Source organism: Actinoallomurus iriomotensis (assembly GCF_030269445.1).
GTDB classification, from domain to species: Bacteria; Actinomycetota; Actinomycetes; order Streptosporangiales; family Streptosporangiaceae; genus Actinoallomurus; species Actinoallomurus iriomotensis.
The window spans coordinates 458361-475816 of record NZ_BSTJ01000005.1 but is presented as its reverse complement, the minus strand read 5'-3'; the positions used below and the strand labels follow the sequence as shown (position 1 = coordinate 475816).

The window sequence follows — 17456 nt, the reverse complement described above, 5'->3', positions numbered from 1 at the left end:
ACCGGCGGCCGACCGTCCTGTACCTCGGGGGAGATCTCTGTTCGGAGGAATTCCCATGCGAAGACGTGCCGTCGCGTTCGCGGTCACGTTCATCCTGGTCGCCGGCGCCGCGCACGCGGCGCCGGCGCGGGCGGCCGGTCCGCCGAAGTCCGCGGAGCTGTCCACGACGACCCGGTTGCCGGATCGGCGTGCGGTCGTCATCGGCGACCGCTTCTACTCGGTCTCCACCGAGGACGGCCTCTACCCGGCGTCCGGCTGGCACACCCAGGGGGAGATGGGCGGGTTCTGGACGCCGCCGCTGAAACTGCTCGACGGCGTGTGGTTCGGCCTGGGCGGGCAGTGGCTGGGCGGCGCCCAGGCCAAGGCGGAGCGCTTCACCGCCGGCCAGGGCTACACCCGGATCGCCTACGAGACCGGCGGCGTGCGCGTCGAGCGGACGGACGTCGCGCCCGACGGCGTGCGCGCCGGGCTCATCGGCCTGCGGCTCACCTCGCCGACGGCCCGTACGGTGCGTCTGGACGTCGACGCGCACTCGGAGCTGATGACCGCCTACCCGTGGGGCTCGACCACGCCGGACCAGAAGGCGGCCAACCTGCCGGACACCGGCGCGTACGAGGGTGGCGCGCTGGTGTTCCGCGAGCAGGGCACGCCGAGGGTCGCGAACGCCACCGCGCACGACTTCGCGGCCATGGTCGCCGCGGACCGTACGCCGGTCGCCCACCAGCTCGGCGCCGGGCACCGCGGGCCGCAGGATCCGCCGGTGATCTGCCCCTCGACCGGCACGCCGCCGGACCGGTGCGACGACACCGACTTCGGCAAGGGCACCGGCGGCCGGCTGTCCTATGACGTGAAGCTGCCCGCCGGGCACGACACGACCGTCTGGCTCGCGGTCGCCGGTTCCGACCACGGCACGGCCGAGGCGCGTACGGCGCTGAGCGCCGCGCTGCACGACCCGGCCGGCCTGCTCGCCCGCAAGGTCGCGGCGCGCCGGTCGGTCGCCGCGAACACGGTCGTCGACCTGCCCGGCGACCGGCTGCTGCAACAGAGCGTCGAGTGGAGCAAACAGAACCTCGCCGACTCCGTACAGCAGGCCGACGACTTGCGCCTGCGGGCGACCGAGGAGGGCAAGGCGTACCCGCCGCCGAAGGGCACGCTCGCCCGGGCGCGCTGGATCGGCGCGGGCTGGCCGGACTACCCGTGGATCTTCGGCACGGACGGGGAGTTCACCGCGTTCGCGACCGTCGCCGCCGGGCAGTTCCCCGCGATCGAGGACCATCTGCGCACGCTCCGCGACGTCAGCGACGTCGTCAACGACAGGAGCGGCAAGGTGGTGCACGAGGTCGTCTCGGACGGCTCGGTGTACTTCGGCGCGAACGACGAGGCCGGCAACACCGACGAGACCGCCAAGTACCCCAGCGCCGCCGCGCTCGTGTGGCGCTGGACCGGCGACCGCCGCTTCCTGGACGACGTCTACGACTTCGCCAGGCGGAACATGCGCTACGTCGTCGAGAAGCTGGACGCGGACGGCGACGGCTGGCCCGAAGGGCTCGGCAACGTCGAGCGGCCCGGCATGGGCGTGGAGAAGCTCGACAACACGGTCTACACCGTCCGCGGCCTGTACGACCTGGCCGACATGGCGCGGGCCAAGGGCGACACCGCGACCGCGACCTGGGCCACCTCGCACGGAGACGACCTGGTGAAGCGGTTCGACCAGGCGTGGTGGTACGGCGGCGACACGCACCAGTTCGCCGACTCCCTCGACGACCCGGCGAACCCGGCGAACGACAACACGAAGATCTTCCAGCGGCACTGGATCGGGCTGACGCCGCTGGACGCTCTCCTCGTACGGTCCGGGCAGGCCACGCGCCCGCTGGCCACCGACGCGCACGCCCGCGAGGTACTCGACCAGCGAGAACGCCCCTGCTACACGGGAGAGAACGGGCTGTACCACACCGGCACGGGGCCGACCTCCGCCGAGGGCGGCAACAAGGGCCCGGCGTGTGACAGCGCGGTGTCGAGCGTGCAGAGCGACCGCGAGGCGTTCACCATCAACACCGGCATCATGGCGGTCGCCGAGGGGAACTACGGGCGGCTCGCGCAGCAGCGCCGCTACACCGACGACAACGCGCGACAGCAGCTCGACCCGTCGCTGTACGAGATGCCCGGCGCGATGCCGGAGATCGTGCCGAGCCCGGACTTCGACCCGCCGAACATCGACCGGCCGGAGACGGGACGCTCCATGGTCCTGCAGGCGTGGGGCGCGTACGGCAACCTGTGGCCGGTCGTGAGCCAGCAGCTCGGCGTCGCCCCGGACCTGGGACGAGGCCGGCTGGAGGTCGTCCCGCAGGTCCCGCCGGGACAACCGAGCGTGGCCGGCCGGAACATCCGCGTCGGCACGGGCTCGGTCGACGTCTCCGCGGCGGCGTCCGCGACGTCGCTGCGCACGGTCGTGACCGAACGGGGACCGGGAACACGCCTGCTCATCGGCCAGGTGCTGCCCTCCGGAGCCGCGGTCGCCGCGGTGACGCTGAACGGCCGGGCGGTGCCGTACGAGGTGCGGCGCACCGCGCGCGGCGGCGAGGTCGTGGCCGACGCGGGCTCACGCGGAGGCCGGTCCACCCTGGTGGTCACCCTCCGCTGACGCGGGCTCGCCCGGCCCTCCCTCATCGGGGGAGCGCCGGGCGAGCGTCCGCGCGAACCCGTCGATCGGGGCGTCCACCGCGCGGTGCGCCGGGGATCGGCATGTGCGGAGGGTACGGGGGGACGTCATCATGGGGTGAATCTCCCGCGAAACGGAGGAGACCACGTGCCCGCCTCCACCCCCCGTCCGGTCGGTGCGTCCGGATCGGAGCTGCACGACCATCTGACGTGCGTCGCGGCCCCCGCGACCTGGTTGTCCCCGCCCGGCGGCCGGCTCGCCGGTGGTCCCGGCGGACTGTACGTCGCCGACCGCCGCGTGCTGTCGCGGCTCGTGGTGACCCTCGACGGCGCCGAGCCCGAGCCCCGGGACGCCGAGACGCTCGGTGCCGACCGCGTGCGCTTCACCGCCGCCCGCGGCGCCCTGACGGTCGAGCGCGTTCGTACCGTGCGGCACGACGGCGGCACCGAGCGGATCACCGTGCGCAACGACGGCGACGGTACCGCCACGGTCACGTTCGAAGTCGCGGCGGCCGCCGATCTCGCCCAGATCAGCGACGTCAAGGCCGGCGACCCGCCTCCGCCGGAGACGCCGCTGCGCGACGGCGCCGTCCTGACCGGCCCCGACGGCTACGAGGTCCGGCTGGAGGGCCGTACGGAGGCCGCTCTGGTGCTGGCGTCCGGCGACCGGTTCACCACGACCCTCACCGTACGCGCCGCGCCGCCGCCGGTGCCGGGGTTCCGCCCCGCGCCACCGGACGGCCCGCCGCCGTGGGCGCGGACGCCCCTGACCGTACGGTCGGCGGACCCGCGCCTGGACGCCCTGGTGTCCCAGGGAGTCGCCGACCTCGGCGCCCTGCTCCTCGCCGACGAGGGCGACCTGTACTGCGCGGCCGGCAGCCCCTGGTACCTCACGCTGTTCGGCCGCGACGCCCTGTGGGCCGCCCGGCTGGCCCTCCCGCTCGGCCACGAGCCGGCCGCCGGCACCCTGCGGACGCTGGCCCGCCACCAGGGCACCGGCCACGACCCGGTCACCGAGGAGGAACCCGGCAAGATCCCGCACGAGCTGCGGCCCGCGTACGCGCCGGGACGGCTACCGCCGGTCTACTACGGCTCGGTCGACGCGACGGCCCTGTTCGTGGTGACGCTCGCCGAGGCGTGGCACTGGGGAATGCCCGCCGAAGAGGTCGAGGCGTTGCTGCCGGCCGCCGAGCGCGCGCTGGCCTGGCTCGGCACCTTCGAGGAGTTCGTGTCCTACCGCGGCTCGGCCGAACGGCTGCCCAACCAGGGCTGGAAGGACTCCAGCGACGGCATCCAGCACCTCGACGGCACCTGCGCGACCCCGCCGATCGCCCTTTCGGAGGTGCAGGCGTACGCCTACCAGGCGGCCATGCTCGGCGCGGACCTGCTCGAGGCGTACGGGCGGGACGGCGACCGGCACCGGAGCTGGGCGCGGGGCCTGGCCGCCCGGTTCCGCGCCCGGTTCTGGCTGGAGGAGGGCTACCCGGCGATCGCCCTGGACGGAACGGGAGCGCCGGTCGACGGCCTCGCCTCGAACGCCGGCCACCTGCTCGGCACCGGCCTGCTCGACCGCGAGGAGGAGGCTCGCGTCGCGCGGCGGCTCGGCGAGCTGAACTCCGGGTGGGGCCTGCGGACGCTCACCGCCGAGGCCGCCGGGTACGACCCGCTGTCGTACCACCGCGGTTCGGTCTGGCCGCACGATACGGCGATCGCGATGCTGGGCCTGAGCCGTACGGGCCATCGGGAGCAGGCGGCGGAGCTGGCCCGTGGACTGATCGCCGTGGCGCCCGCGTTCGGCCACCGGCTCCCGGAGCTGTTCGGCGGCCACACCCGGCGCGACGGCGCGGCCCCGGTCCCGTACCCGCCGGCCTGCCGCCCGCAGGCGTGGAGCGCCGCCGTGTCCCCGGCGCTGGTCACGGTACTGTTCGGCCTCCACCGGGACGCGACGACCGGCCAGGTGAGCGCCACGCCGCTCCCGGGCTTCGGCCCGATGACCGTCACCGGCGTACGCGCGGGACAGCAGACGTTGACCTTCACGACCGAGGACGGGGCGCCTGCGAGCGACTAGATGAGTGATTTCCAGGGCTTGGTGTCAGTGGTCTGTCGGACCGGGGGAGAGACGGCTTCCTTCAACGTGTCCGCTGCGGGGCGTGACCCGGGTGGCTCAGCCGGGGTCGCCGCCGCCGCGGCGGCGTAGGTAGCGTTCGAACTCGCGGGCGATCGCGTCGCCGCTGGCCTCCGGGAGTTCGGTGGCGTCCTTCTGCTCCTCCAGCGCCCGGACGTACTCGGCCACCTCGGTGTCCTGTTCGGCCAGTTCGTTGACGCCGCGTTCCCAGGCGCGGGCCTGTTCCGGCAGGTCGCCCATGGGCACCGACACGTCGAGCAGGTCCTCCACCCAGCGGAGCAGCGCCAGCGTCGCCTTGGGGGAGGGTGGCTGGGCGACGTAGTGGGGGACGGCCGCCCACAGCGACACGGTCTCCAGCCCGGCCGTGGCGAAGGCGTCCTGCAGCACGCCGAGCACACCGGTGGGGCCCTCGTAGCGGGCCGGTTCGAGCTGCAGACGGCTGGTCAGGCCGGTGTCGGAGGAGGCCGCGGTCACCGGCACGGGCCGGGTGTGCGGCGCGTCGGCCAGCAGCGCGCCGAGCAGTACGGCCGTCTCGACGCCGAGCTCCAGCATGATCCCGACGATGTCCTGGCAGAACGACCGCCAGCGCATGTTCGGCTCGATGCCGTGGATGAGCACCACGTCGCGGTCGGAGCCGGGCAGTTTGGCCAGGGACATCCTCGTCGTCGGCCAGCTGATGCGCCGGGTCTTGCCGTCGACCAGCTCGACGGTGGGCCGCGTCACCTGGAAGTCGTAGTAGTCGTCCGGGTCCAGCGCGGCCAGCGGGGTGGCCCCCCAGCTCTCCTCCAGATGCTGGATCACACCGCTCGCCGCTTCACCGGCGTCGTTCCACCCCTCGAAGGCGGCGATCACCACCGGCTCGACGAGCTCGGGCACATCGTCGAGCTCGACCACGCTGCCTCCCCATCGGTGCGTCCGTTACACGACATCTCAAGCCTATGTCCTGTAAGCCGCTCGATGCCCACCCGAGATCATCCGGGTGGGCCGGAGAGCGTCACTTGCCGTCGGTCGTACGGACGATCAGCACGTCACAGCGGGCCCGGTGGGACAGGTTGGCCGGGACGGAACCCAGAAGACGGCCGGCGAGGCTGTTGAGCCCCCGGTTGCCGACGACGAGCAGGTCGACGCCGCGTTCTTCGGTCAGTTCGAGGAGCGTGTCGACGGCGTCGCCGGCCACGGCGACCTCCTCGACGTCCTTCGCCCCGACGGCGATGGCCCGGTCGCGCGCGGCCCGCAGGGCGTCGTCGGCGGGGGTGGACCCCTCCACCTTGTAGGCCAGGTCGCCGAGCTGATCGCCGGCGCGGGCGCGCTCGCGGTCCGACATCGGATGGTAGGCGCAGACCATGATCAGTTTCGCCCCGGCGTCGGCCGCGACGCGTCCCGCGGCCTCGACGGCGCGGAACGATGAGGGGGAACCGTCGGTGCCGACGAGGACCTTGCGGTACGAAGCCACGGATGCTCCTTAGGGCCGCCGTTTGTCTGCTTGTTGGAGATTCTGTCAGTAGGACAACGCGCCGGGGCCCCAACGGTGACGCGGCGACCGTGAGGTCGATCACCCGGCCGGGTCCCGACACCCCAACCTGCCCGGCGACGAGCGGGAACGCGGTCGTAGAGTCGGCCACATGACGAAGATCTCTGATACCGAACTCGACGTCTTCCCGCTCTGCCTGGGGGGCAACGTCTTCGGCTGGACCGCGGACGAGGACGCGTCCTTCGCGGTGCTCGACGCGTACGTGGCGGCGGGCGGCAACTTCATCGACACCGCCGACCTGTACGCCGGCGGCGAGTCCGAGAAGATCATCGGCCGGTGGCTGGCCCGGCGGGGCCGCCGCGACGACATCGTGATCGCCACCAAGGTGGGGATGGCGGGGGAGCGGGCGAACCTCAAGCCCGAGACGATCCGCGCCGCCGCCGAGGACTCGCTGCGGAGCCTGGGCGTCGACCACATCGACCTGTACTACGCGCACCGCGACGACCTCGGCACGCCGATCGAGGAGACCCTGAGCGCGTTCGACGAGCTGGTCCGCGAGGGCAAGGTCCGTCACATCGCGGCCTCCAACTACGAGGCCCCGCGCCTCGCCGCCGCCCTGAAGATCTCCGAGACCGAGGGCCTGGCCCGCTACGTGGCCCTGCAGCCGCACTACAACCTCATGGAGCGCGGCTTCGAGGAGGACCTCGCCGACCTGTGCGCACGGGAGAACCTCGGCGTGCTGCCCTACTTCGGGCTCGCCCGCGGGTTCCTCACCGGCAAGTACCGGCCGGGCGGGCCGGAGGGCGACAGCCCGCGCGCCGAACGCGCCCGCGAGTACCTGAACGAGCGCCGCGGCGTGGCGGTGCTCGGCGCCCTCGACGAGATCGCCGCCGCCCACGACACGAGCCTGGGCGCGGTGGCCCTCGCGTGGCTGCTGGCCCAGCCGACCGTGGTCGCGCCGATCGCCAGCGCCCGCGACACCGAGCAGCTCGCCGGGCTGCTGCCCATCGCCGACCTGACCCTGTCCGCCGACGAGCTGGAGCGGCTGACCAGCGCCTCCGTCTGACCAGGGCCCGTTCACGCCACCGGCCGTCCCGTACCCGCCGTACGGGACGGCCGGTGGCGTGAACGGTCACGCGCCTCACGTAGGCTCGGGCATCCCGATTCCCCCGCTCGCCGAGGAGGCGATACAGGTGCTTCAGGCGGTCCTGTTCGACATGGACGGGCTGCTCGTGGACTCCGAGCGCCTCTGGTTCGAGAGCGAAGCCGAGATCATGGCCGACCTGGGCGCCTCGTGGGGCCCGGAGGACCAGGAGACGCTGGTCGGCGGCTCGATCGCCCGCACCGTCGCCTACATGCTGGCGCGTACCGGCCCGGTCGCCGACCCGGAGGAGCTCGGCCGCCGGCTGCTGGCCGGCATGGCCGAGCGGCTGCGCGTGAACGTCCCGATGATGCCGGGCGCCAAGGAACTGCTCGATGAGGTACGCGAGGCCGGCGTCCCGTCCGCGCTGGTCTCCTCCACCCATCGCGCGCTGATGGAGTACGCCCTGGACGGCATCGGCCGCGACCGTCTGACTCTCACGGTCGCGGGCGACGAGGTCGCCCACACCAAGCCCCATCCCGAGCCGTACCTGACCGCGGCGCGGCTCCTGGACGTCGACCCGCGCCGCTGCGTCGCGCTGGAGGACTCCCCGAGCGGCACCGACAGCGCCACCGCGGCCGGCTGCCACGTCGTCGCCGTGCCCAGCGTCGTCCCGATCCCCGAGGCCCCGGGCCGTACGGTCGTGTCCTCCCTGCTCGAGGTCGACCTGGCCCGCCTGCGCTCCCTCGTCGCCTAGGCCTGGCGCCGGCCGTCGGCGGCCCGCAGGGTGACCGGGAGAGTGCGGAGCCCGCGGTTGCGGAAGGAGTTCCGCCAGTGCAGGTCGTCCTCGGCGACGGCGAGCGCGAGGTGTGGGAACCTCCGCAGCAGCGCGCCGATGCCGACCTCGACCTCCATCCGTGCCAGCGACGCGCCGAGGCAGTAGTGCGGGCCGTGCCCGAAGCCGAGGTGCGGGTTGTCGGCACGGCCCAGGTCGAGCCGTTCGGGGTCGGGGAACCGGTCCGGGTCGTGGTGCGCGGACACCAGGGAGAGCATGACCGTCTCACCCGCCGGGATCGTCACCCCGCCGAGTTCGACGTCCGCCACGGGAAAGCGCCGGATGGCCAGCTGCGGCGGTGGGTCGAACCGCAGCAGCTCGTCCACCGCCGCCGGGGTCAGCCCCGCGCGTGCCCGGGCCAGCGCGTCCGGCCGGGTCAGCAGCGCGACGAGGCCGTTGCCCAGCAGGTTCATGGTGTTCTCATAGCCGGCGAACAGGACCAGGAACGCGGCCGAGGTCAGTTCGTTCTCGCTGAGCCGGTCCTCCCCGTCGCGGAGCCGGACCAGCGTGCTGAGCATGTCCTCGCCCGGCGCGGCTCGCCTGGCCGCGATCAGGTCGAGGATGAAGCGGTACAGCGAGCTCAACGCGTCGCGCGCCTGCTGCGGGGTGTCCGGCGCGAGAAGGCCGTCGGTCCAGGATCGGAAGTCCCGCCGGTCGGCCGCGTCGACGCCGAGCAGGTCGCAGATCACGTTGATCGGCAGTGGGGCGCAGTACGCGGGGAGCAGGTCGATCTCCTCGCGTCCGTCCAGGGCGTCCAGCAGCTCATCGGCGATCTCCTGGACGCGGGGCCGGAGACGCTCGACCTGACGCGGCGTGAATCCCTTCGCCACGACGCGGCGCAGCCGCGTGTGGGCCGGCGGATCCATGTTCAGCAGGTTCGCGTCCAGGGCGGGCGGCAGCGAGAACCCCTTGTACCCGCCGCTGGAATGGGCCTTGTCGAGCGACAGGCGTGGATCGGCGAGCGCCTGGCGCACGTGCTCGTACCGGGTGACCAGCCAGACCCGGGTGCCGTCCGGTGCCAGGGCGCGGTGCACCGGTCCCTGTTCGCGGAGCCGGGCGTACGTGGCGCGGGGCGCGGTGACGAACTCACCGTCGATCTCTACGGGTCGCACCGCGCCCAATCTACCGATCCCGGCGCCGTACGACGCCTCAGTCCTTGCCATACCCGCGGCTCACCGGTCCGCACCGGCCGCTCGCGGGCGGCCGGACGGGACGCGGCGCGCCCGGCCGAGCAGCGCGACGACCACCAGCCCCGCGCCGCCCGCGAACGTGATCGCCAGGTCGGGGGGCACCATCTCGCCGAGCGCGCCCGCCGTGGCGAAGCCCACGCCCTGTATCGCCATCAGCCCCGCGGAGTTCACCGCGTACGCGCGCCCGAGCAGTTCCGGGGAGGTCACGTCGAGCAGCAGCTGGTCCAGGCCGAGCACGTACGCGCCGCAGAGCCCGGCGGCGGTCAGCAGGACCAGCGCGGGAACCAGCGGCGGACGCGCGAAGAAGAACAGCAGCGGCACGAAGCCGCAGGCGGCCAGCGGGGCGCTCAGCCGAGCGCGGCGGGCGGCCGGGATCAGCCAGACCCCGGCCAGCTCGCCGGCGACGGTGCCCACCGGGGCGGCGGCCAGCCACCATCCGGTCGCCGAGGCCGGCAGCCCCCGCCCGGCGACCGCGGGCGCCGCCAGCGCCTCCGGCCACGTCATCAGGAACGGCACCAGCCAGCCCAGGAGCAGGACCCGCCGCAGCGGCCCGTTCGCCAGCACCCGCGTCACCCCGCGCAGCGAGTCGCCGGCGAGCGAGCCGCCGGCCCGCCCGCGCGCCGGCCGGCGCACGAGCAGACCGCGCAGCACCAGCGCCGAGGCGGTGAACGTCACGGCCTCCACGCCCAGCACCGCCCGCGGCGACAGGGCGGCCAGCAGCCCGCCGCCGGCCGCGTACCCGGCGACCTGGGCGCCCTGAGCCACCAGCCGCAGCAGCGAGCGCGCCGGCACCACCGCCTCCGGCGAAAGGACGTCGGCGACCAGCGCGCCCCGTGCCCCGGTCGCGACCGGGGTCAGCAGGCTCATCACGCACAGCAGCGCGAACAGCACCGGCACCGGCACGCCCGGCACGGTCATCACCGCGACGATCGCGGCGCAGCCGAGGTCGCAGCCGGCCAGCAGCCGCCGCGACGGCACCCGGTCCACCAGGCCGGACAGCAGCGTCCCGCCGAACAGGTACGGCAGGAACGTCGCGGTGAAGGTCAGCGCCGACAGCAGCGGCGAACGCGTCTGCCGGTAGACCAGCACGGTCAGTGCCAGCCCGGCGACGACATAGCCGAGCATCGACACGACGAAGGCGCCGAACAGCGCCCGGAACTCGGCGGAGGCGAACGCGTCCCGGTAGCGCCCCGCCCGGGGGATGGTGCTCACCCGCCGAAACTGGCAGAACCTACGCTGAGGGCGCGAAAGATTCGTTAGGGGGCGAATGTCGTGGCCGTGATGCGACTCGTCGTGAGCGGCGGCGACCTGCTGCGCTGCCGCTTCGCCACCTCCCCGCTGTGGGAGACGGTGAACGCCGTGCGCGCGTTCGTCGACCCGCGCTCTCACCCGTACCTGCGGCCCTGGTGGGAACAGGTGCGCGACGACCCTCCGGCGGACGAGCTGCTCGCCGTGCAGTCCACGCGCGGCTACACGCCCGACTTCCTCAGCCCCCCGCCGCGCGAGGCCGCGCCCTCGGTGGAGGACCAGCTCGCCGCCGTGCGCGCGACCCCGCCCGGGCAGCTACGGGCCGAACTGCGCCGCGTCGACCTGGCGACGTGCCCGTCACCGGCCGCCGTGCGCGCGATGATCGCCGACCCGGAGACGGCGCGCGACGTCCTCGCCGCCGGGCTCGAGGACGCCTGGCGCCGGCTGGTGCTGCCCTGGTGGCCGCGGGTGCGGGAGCTGATCGACGGCGACATCGAGTACCGCTCGCGGCTCATGGCGGCGTACGGCCTCGGTCACGTCGTCGCCGGCCTGGACGAGCGCGTCCGATGGTCCGGGCAGGCCATCGTGATCGAGCCGGCCGGCGACGACGTCGAGCGAAAGCTGGACGGCGACGGGCTGATCCTCATGCCGAGCGCGTTCGTGTGGCCCAGCGTCACGGCGGTCGTGGACCGGCCCTGGCAGCCGACGCTGATCTACCCGGCCCGTGGCATCGGCGCGCTCCTCGGCGGGCGGATGACGGCCCCGGCACCGCTGGCCCGGCTCCTCGGCCGTACCCGCGGGCTGATCCTCGCCGACCTCGCCGAGCCGGCCACGACCGCGGCGCTCGCGGCCCGGCACGGCCTGGCGCCCTCCACGGTGTCGGCGCACCTGTCCGCGCTGGAGGGCGCGGGCCTGCTGACCCGGCGCCGCACCGGTCACGAGGTGCGGTACCGGCATACGCCGCTGGGCCGGGCGCTGGCCGAGGGCCTCATGCCGGGGGAGTAGCCCGAACCGTCCCCCGGAAGGAGGGGTATTCGCGTCATTACGTGTAACCATGGAGGACCAGCCGTACGCGTCCCAACGAGGTGCTGTGATGAGTGATTTCTTCCTCTTTTCGATCAGCCTGGCCGTCACGGTGCTGGGGCTGGTGGGAAGCTGGGCGGCCGCGCGCCGGCGCGGGGCGGCCTCCGGCCTGCGCGGCGCCGCGTGGTCGCTGCTCCCGCTGGGCGCCTACCTGACCGGCCTGACGAAGTTCCTGGTCGACCTGGCGTTCAGTCCGCTCAAGTGGGCGGGCGTGATCGTCCTGGGGCTCGGCGCGGTGCTGTACATGACCTCCGGGGTGATGCTGCGCAGGGGCGGCGGCGCGAAGGCGGGATCCGACCGGGCCGAGGCCGGCCGCGGCGGCGCCCCCAAGGCGGCGCCGAAGAGCGGCGGCAAGGCCGCCGTCGAGGGGCGGAAGACGGCCGTCGACCCCGACCTCGCCGAGATCGAGGAGATCCTGAAGAACCGCGGAATCAGCTGATGACCTGCGGAGACGCGTGACTGATGTGACACGCGTGTGACGGTGTGAACGCACATGTTCACGAGTGTGTAACACCGAATGTGGCCTTGATGACGACGAGATCACAATCGAGACACGGGTACTAGCGCCGACCTCCTCCAGGGCATGAGAGTCGTCCCGGGAGAGGTAGGTTCCCTCTCCAATGGACGCATATGGGCCTCATATGTCCTGTTTTGCATGTGGGGTGACCGGTCGTTCTGTTGACGGCAACGCCGCCGAGCGTGGGAGGTACCCCCAGTGACTGAGCGCAGCGAGGGAAGCGTTCAACACAGCACCTTGGTCACGGTGCCGACGAAGGAGGTGCCGTGACCGCACCGATCGAGGTGTCCGGTTCCGAGGCCGAGGCGCAGCCCGAGGCAGTGCTCGCGGGCATGGGCGGCAAGGTCGAGGGCCGTTCGCTCGGTCAGATCGCCTGGATGCGGCTGCGGCGCGACAAGGTGGCCATGTCCGGTGGCGCCCTGGTGATCCTCCTGATCCTCATGGCGATCTTCGCGCCGTTGCTGACCTCCTGGTTCGGCCACCCGACGGGCGAGTTCCACCAGGACATGATCGACCCGAACCTCCAGCGTCCGCTCCACGGGCCCTGGCACTCGGGCATCAGCGGGAAGTTCCTGCTCGGCGTCGAGCCGACGAACGGCCGTGACATCTTCAGCCGGATCGTCTACGGCGCCCGGATCTCGCTGCTCATCGCGTTCCTCGCGACGCTGCTGTCGGTGGTCATCGGGTCGACGCTCGGGATCGTCGCCGGCTACTTCGGCGGCTGGGTCGACACCGTGATCGCCCGGGCCATGGACGTCTTCCTGGCCTTCCCGCTCCTGCTGTTCGCCATCGCGCTCGCCGGAGTGGTGCAGGGGAAGGTGTTCGGGCTGTCCGGCAACGGGCTGCGCATCGGGCTGCTGATCTTCATCATCGGGTTCTTCAACTGGGCCTACATCGGCCGGATCATCCGTGGGCAGACCCTGTCGCTGCGCGAACGGGAGTTCGTCGACGCCGCGCGTTCGATGGGCGCGCGGGCGCCCTACATCCTGTTCCGCGAGCTGCTCCCGAACCTCGTCGCTCCGATCCTGGTGTACTCCACGCTGCTCATCCCGACGAACATCCTGTTCGAGGCGGCGCTCTCCTATCTCGGCGTCGGTGTGAACGAGCCGACGCCCACATGGGGCGGCATGCTCGCCCAGGCGGTCCCGATCTACTCGGTCGACCCGTGGTTCATGATCGTCCCCGGTGTGGCGATCTTCATTACGGTCCTCGCCTTCAACCTGTTCGGCGACGGGCTGCGCGACGCACTGGACCCCCGTGCCCGCTGATCACGAATCTGCCGATCGGACCGACTCTCTGTGTCGTTCCCGAAGGAGGAAGACAACCAAATGAGGAGAAGAACGCCCTTGGCGGCGGTGGGCGCAGCGCTCGCCCTCGCCCTGGCCGCCTGTGGCGGCACGGGCGGTTCCACGAGCAGTTCCGGAGGGAACGGCAAGTTCAACGAGGGCATCACCTCGGTGGTGAACGCCTCGACCAAGACCGGTGGCACGCTCCGTATCGGCAACGCCGTCGAATGGGACAGCACCGACCCGGCCGACACCTACTACGGCTGGTCCTGGGACTTCATCCGCCTGTACGGCCGGGCGCTGACGATGTTCAAGACCGTGCCCGGCCAGGCCGGCCTGCAGCTGGTCCCCGACCTGGCCCAGAACCTCGGCGAGCACAGCGCCGACTTCAAGACCTGGACCTACAAGCTCAAGCAGGGCGTCAAGTACGAGGACGGCACGCCGGTGCGCGCCCAGGACGTCAAGTACGACGTCGAGCGCACGCTGGACAAGAACACGTTCCCGGACGGGCCGACGTACTTCGGTGACTTCCTCGACACCAAGGGCTACTCGTCCCCGTACAAGGACAAGACCCCGGGCAAGCTCGGTCTGAAGGCGATCGAGACGCCGGACGACAACACGATCGTCTTCCACCTGAAGAAGCCGTTCGCCGGCTTCGACTACTTCGCGATGCTGCCGGCCACCATCCCGGTGCCGCAGGCGAAGGACACGGGCACGAACTACAAGCTGCACCCGGTGTCCACCGGGCCGTACAAGTTCGAGAGCTACACGCCGGGCAAGCAGCTGAACATGGTCCGCAACACCAACTGGGACCCCAGCACCGACCCGAACCGCAAGCAGCTGCCGGACCGCATTCAGGTGCAGATCGGTGTCAACGCGGACGACCTGGACAACCGCCTGATCGCCGGTTCGGCGGACATGGACATCCAGGGCCTGGGGCTCGGCGCCGCCGCCGCGGCCAAGGTCCAGTCGAACGCCAACCTGAAGAAGAACGCCGACTCGGCGGCGACCGCCCGGCTGGACTATGTGGCGATCTCCTCCTCGGTGCCGCCGTTCGACAACGTCCACTGCCGCAAGGCCGTGGAGTACGCCACCGACAAGCAGGCGATGCAGACCGCCTACGGAGGCCCGCTGTCCGGCGGTGACGTCGCGACCCACCTGATGATGCCGCTGATCCCCGGCAATCAGGACATCAACCCCTACCCCTCCGGCGCGGACAACCACGGCGACGTGGCCAAGGCCAAGCAGGAGCTGCAGGCGTGCAACAAGCCGAACGGCTTCAACACGATCATCTCCGCGCGCACCGAGCGGCCGAAGGAGATCAACGCCGCTCTCGCGCTCCAGCAGGGCCTGAAGAAGGTCGGCATCAACGCCGAGATCAAGAAGTACCCCACGGGCGACTACTTCAAGCTGTACGCCGGGAACCCGGAGTACGTGAAGAAGAACGGTCTCGGCCTGATCATGATGTCGTGGGGCGCCGACTGGCCGGAGGGCTTCGGGTACCTCCAGCAGATCGTCGACAGCCGCGTCATCCGGTCCGCGGGCAACACCAACCTCGGTGTGAAGGACCCGGCCGTCGACCAGCTGATCGACAAGGCCACGGTCACCGCGGACACCACCGCCCGCGGAGCCCTGTGGGCCCAGATCGACGCGAAGGTCATGGACGACGCCTACATCGTGCCGTTCCTGGACGAGAAGCACCTGCTCTACCGGCCGCCCTCGGCGAAGAACGTGTACGTCAACCAGGGCCTCAACGGCTACTACGACTACGCCCAGCTGGGCGTGAAGTAGCCGTCGGATCGAACCGTCCATAGAAGGCAGGTGAAGGCATCGGTGGACGGCGGGAGCTAACCGGCCCGCCGTCCACCGCAGCCAGGCACTGTGGTCAACTTCCTCATCCGGCGACTGCTCGCCGCGATCGCCCTGCTCATCATCGTCAGCATGGTGACCTTCGCGATCTTCTTCCTCGTCCCGAGGCTGACCGGCGCGAGCAGCGCGGACCTGGCGTCGCGCTACGTGGGCAAGAGCGCAGGTCCGCAGGCGATCCACGAGGTGGAGATCCGGCTCGGCCTGAACCGGCCGGTGGTGGTCCAGTACTGGAACTTCGTCAAGGGCATCATCGTCGGGGCGCACTACGACTTCGGCCCCTCGAAGGTGTACTGCGCGCCGCCGTGCTTCGGCTACTCCTTCATCAACCAGACCCCGGTCTGGCCGGACCTGCTCGACCGGCTGCCCGTCACGCTGTCCCTGGCGGCCGGCGCCGCGGTGATCTGGCTGGTGTTCGGCGTGACCACCGGCGTGATCTCCGCGCTCAAGCGGGGCAGCGCGGTCGACCGGGCCTCGATGGGCGTGGCCCTCGCCGGCGTGTCGCTGCCCATCTTCTTCACCGGACTGCTGTCCCTGGCGATCTTCCGGGACAACCTGCAGTGGTTCCCCGGCGCCGGCACCTACGTCGGGTTCACCCAGAACCCGGCCACGTGGGCCGCCAACCTCGTCCTTCCGTGGGTCACCCTGGCGTTCATGCAGGGCGCGCTGTACGCGCGGCTGACCCGCGCCGGAATGCTGGAGACGATGGGGGAGGACTACATCCGCACGGCACGCGCGAAGGGCCTGCCCGAACGCGTCGTGATCACCCGGCACGCGCTGCGGGCCACCCTCACTCCGGTGCTCACCATCTTCGGCATCGACCTGGGCACGCTGCTCGGCGGCGCGGTGCTCACCGAGGGCACGTTCTCCCTGCCGGGGCTCGGCAAGTTCGCGATCGACTCGATCAACAACAACGACCTGCCACGGGTCCTCGGCGTCGTGATGATCGGCGCGTTCTTCATCGTGCTCGCCAACCTCGTCGTGGACATCCTGTACGCGGTGATCGACCCGAGGGTGAGGCTCTCATGACGGACGAGGACGCGACCGCGGTGCAGGCGCCGAAGCCGTTCCTGGAGGTGCGCGACCTGCGCATCCACTTCCCGACCGACGATGGCCTGGTCCGGTCGGTCGACGGGCTGTCCTTCTCCCTGGAGCGCGGCCGCACGCTCGGCATCGTGGGGGAGTCCGGCTCGGGCAAGAGCGTGACCAGCCTCGGCCTGCTGGGCCTGCACAACCGCAAGAACGCCCGGGTCTCCGGCGAGATCTGGCTGGACGGCCAGGAGATCGTCGGCTCGTCGGCGGACCAGGTGCGGCGCATGCGCGGCCGGAAGATGTCCATGATCTTCCAGGACCCGCTGTCGTCGATGCACCCCTTCTACACCATCGGCGCGCAGATCATCGAGGCGTACCGCCTGCACAACGACGTCTCCAAGCAGGTCGCCCGCAAGCACGCCATCGACATGCTCGACCGCGTCGGCATCCCGCAGCCGGACCGGCGGGTCGACGACTACCCGCACCAGTTCTCCGGCGGCATGCGCCAGCGCGCGATGATCGCGATGGCACTGTCGTGCGACCCGGAGCTGCTCATCGCCGACGAGCCCACGACGGCCCTCGACGTGACGGTGCAGGCGCAGATCCTCGACCTGATCCGCGACCTGCAGCAGGAGTTCAACTCCGCGGTCATCATCATCACCCACGACCTCGGCGTGGTCGCCGAACTGTCCGACGACATCCTGGTGATGTACGGCGGCCGATGCGTGGAGTACGGCGACGTGGAGGAGATCTTCCACTCGCCCGAGCACCCCTACACCTGGGGCCTGCTCGGCTCGATGCCCCGCCTGGACCGGGACCGTTCCGAGCGGCTGCTGCCGATCAAGGGCAGTCCGCCCAGCCTGATCAACGTGCCGCAGGGCTGCGCGTTCAGCCCCCGCTGCGCGTACGCGGAGCTGAACCAGGGCCGCAGCGAGACCGAACGCCCGGAGCTGCGCGAGATCTCCCCCGGGCACCGGGTCGCCTGCCACCTCGACCGGGAGGATCGGCGGCGTCTCTGGGACGAAGAGGTACGGCCGAAGCTTTGAACGAGGAGACCGCGGGAG

14 protein-coding genes are annotated in these 17456 nt (G+C 71.7%); 10 read left to right on the top strand and 4 right to left on the bottom strand.

The genetic code is table 11. The features are described from left to right. The first annotated feature begins 55 nt into the window (after positions 1-55). Complete coding sequence (locus QSK37_RS23080; protein ID WP_285624683.1) at positions 56-2641, top strand: glucosidase family protein; 2586 nt, start codon at positions 56-58, stop codon at positions 2639-2641. A 165-nt stretch (positions 2642-2806) separates the two neighbouring features. Further along, positions 2807-4726, top strand: a complete 1920-nt coding sequence (locus tag QSK37_RS23075) for a glycogen debranching N-terminal domain-containing protein (RefSeq protein ID WP_285624681.1) — start codon at positions 2807-2809, stop codon at positions 4724-4726. Between the two features lie 96 nt (positions 4727-4822). On the opposite strand, the gene QSK37_RS23070 is transcribed toward QSK37_RS23075, so the two are convergent. After that, on the bottom strand, positions 4823-5677 hold the full coding sequence (locus QSK37_RS23070; RefSeq protein WP_285583249.1) for a PAC2 family protein: 855 nt from the start codon (positions 5675-5677) through the stop codon (positions 4823-4825). Between the two features lie 100 nt (positions 5678-5777). Further along, positions 5778-6236: a universal stress protein gene (locus QSK37_RS23065; protein WP_285583247.1), complete on the bottom strand. Its 459-nt coding sequence runs from the start codon at positions 6234-6236 to the stop codon at positions 5778-5780. Positions 6237-6405: 169 nt separating this feature from the next. Between QSK37_RS23065 and QSK37_RS23060 the strand changes: the two genes are divergently transcribed. Continuing rightward, positions 6406-7320, top strand: a complete 915-nt coding sequence (locus tag QSK37_RS23060; protein WP_285624677.1) for an aldo/keto reductase — start codon at positions 6406-6408, stop codon at positions 7318-7320. Between the two features lie 127 nt (positions 7321-7447). Then, positions 7448-8092, top strand: a complete 645-nt coding sequence (locus QSK37_RS23055) for an HAD family hydrolase (protein ID WP_285624675.1) — start codon at positions 7448-7450, stop codon at positions 8090-8092. On the opposite strand, the gene QSK37_RS23050 is transcribed toward QSK37_RS23055, so the two are convergent. Next, positions 8089-9282, bottom strand: coding sequence for a cytochrome P450 family protein (locus QSK37_RS23050; protein WP_285624672.1), 1194 nt, complete (start codon positions 9280-9282; stop codon positions 8089-8091). The genes QSK37_RS23055 and QSK37_RS23050 overlap by 4 nt on opposite strands. A gap of 60 nt (positions 9283-9342) precedes the next feature. Beyond that, entirely contained in the window at positions 9343-10572 is a 1230-nt protein-coding gene (locus tag QSK37_RS23045; protein WP_285624668.1) for an MFS transporter, read from the bottom strand. Between the two features lie 69 nt (positions 10573-10641). Here QSK37_RS23045 and QSK37_RS23040 point away from each other — a divergent pair, with 69 nt between their 5' ends. The 6 genes from QSK37_RS23040 (at position 10642) to QSK37_RS23015 (ending at position 17438) form a co-directional block, all read left to right on the top strand. Further along, positions 10642-11613: a DUF5937 family protein gene (locus QSK37_RS23040; RefSeq protein ID WP_285624666.1), complete on the top strand. Its 972-nt coding sequence runs from the start codon at positions 10642-10644 to the stop codon at positions 11611-11613. A gap of 88 nt (positions 11614-11701) precedes the next feature. After that, a complete protein-coding gene (locus QSK37_RS23035) occupies positions 11702-12130 on the top strand; it encodes a hypothetical protein (RefSeq protein WP_285583234.1) in 429 nt (142 codons plus the stop codon). 344 nt (positions 12131-12474) lie between these two features. After that, positions 12475-13476, top strand: a complete 1002-nt coding sequence (locus QSK37_RS23030) for an ABC transporter permease (protein ID WP_285624663.1) — start codon at positions 12475-12477, stop codon at positions 13474-13476. Positions 13477-13536: 60 nt separating this feature from the next. Beyond that, positions 13537-15285, top strand: coding sequence for an ABC transporter substrate-binding protein (locus QSK37_RS23025; protein ID WP_285624661.1), 1749 nt, complete (start codon positions 13537-13539; stop codon positions 15283-15285). A gap of 90 nt (positions 15286-15375) precedes the next feature. Continuing rightward, positions 15376-16389 carry an ABC transporter permease gene (locus tag QSK37_RS23020; RefSeq protein WP_285583227.1) on the top strand — a complete coding sequence of 338 codons (1014 nt, stop codon included), beginning with the start codon at positions 15376-15378 and terminating at the stop codon, positions 16387-16389. Continuing rightward, entirely contained in the window at positions 16386-17438 is a 1053-nt protein-coding gene (locus QSK37_RS23015) for an ABC transporter ATP-binding protein (protein WP_285624658.1), read from the top strand. The genes QSK37_RS23020 and QSK37_RS23015 overlap by 4 nt, the downstream gene beginning before the upstream one ends. The last annotated feature ends 18 nt before the right edge of the window (positions 17439-17456 follow it).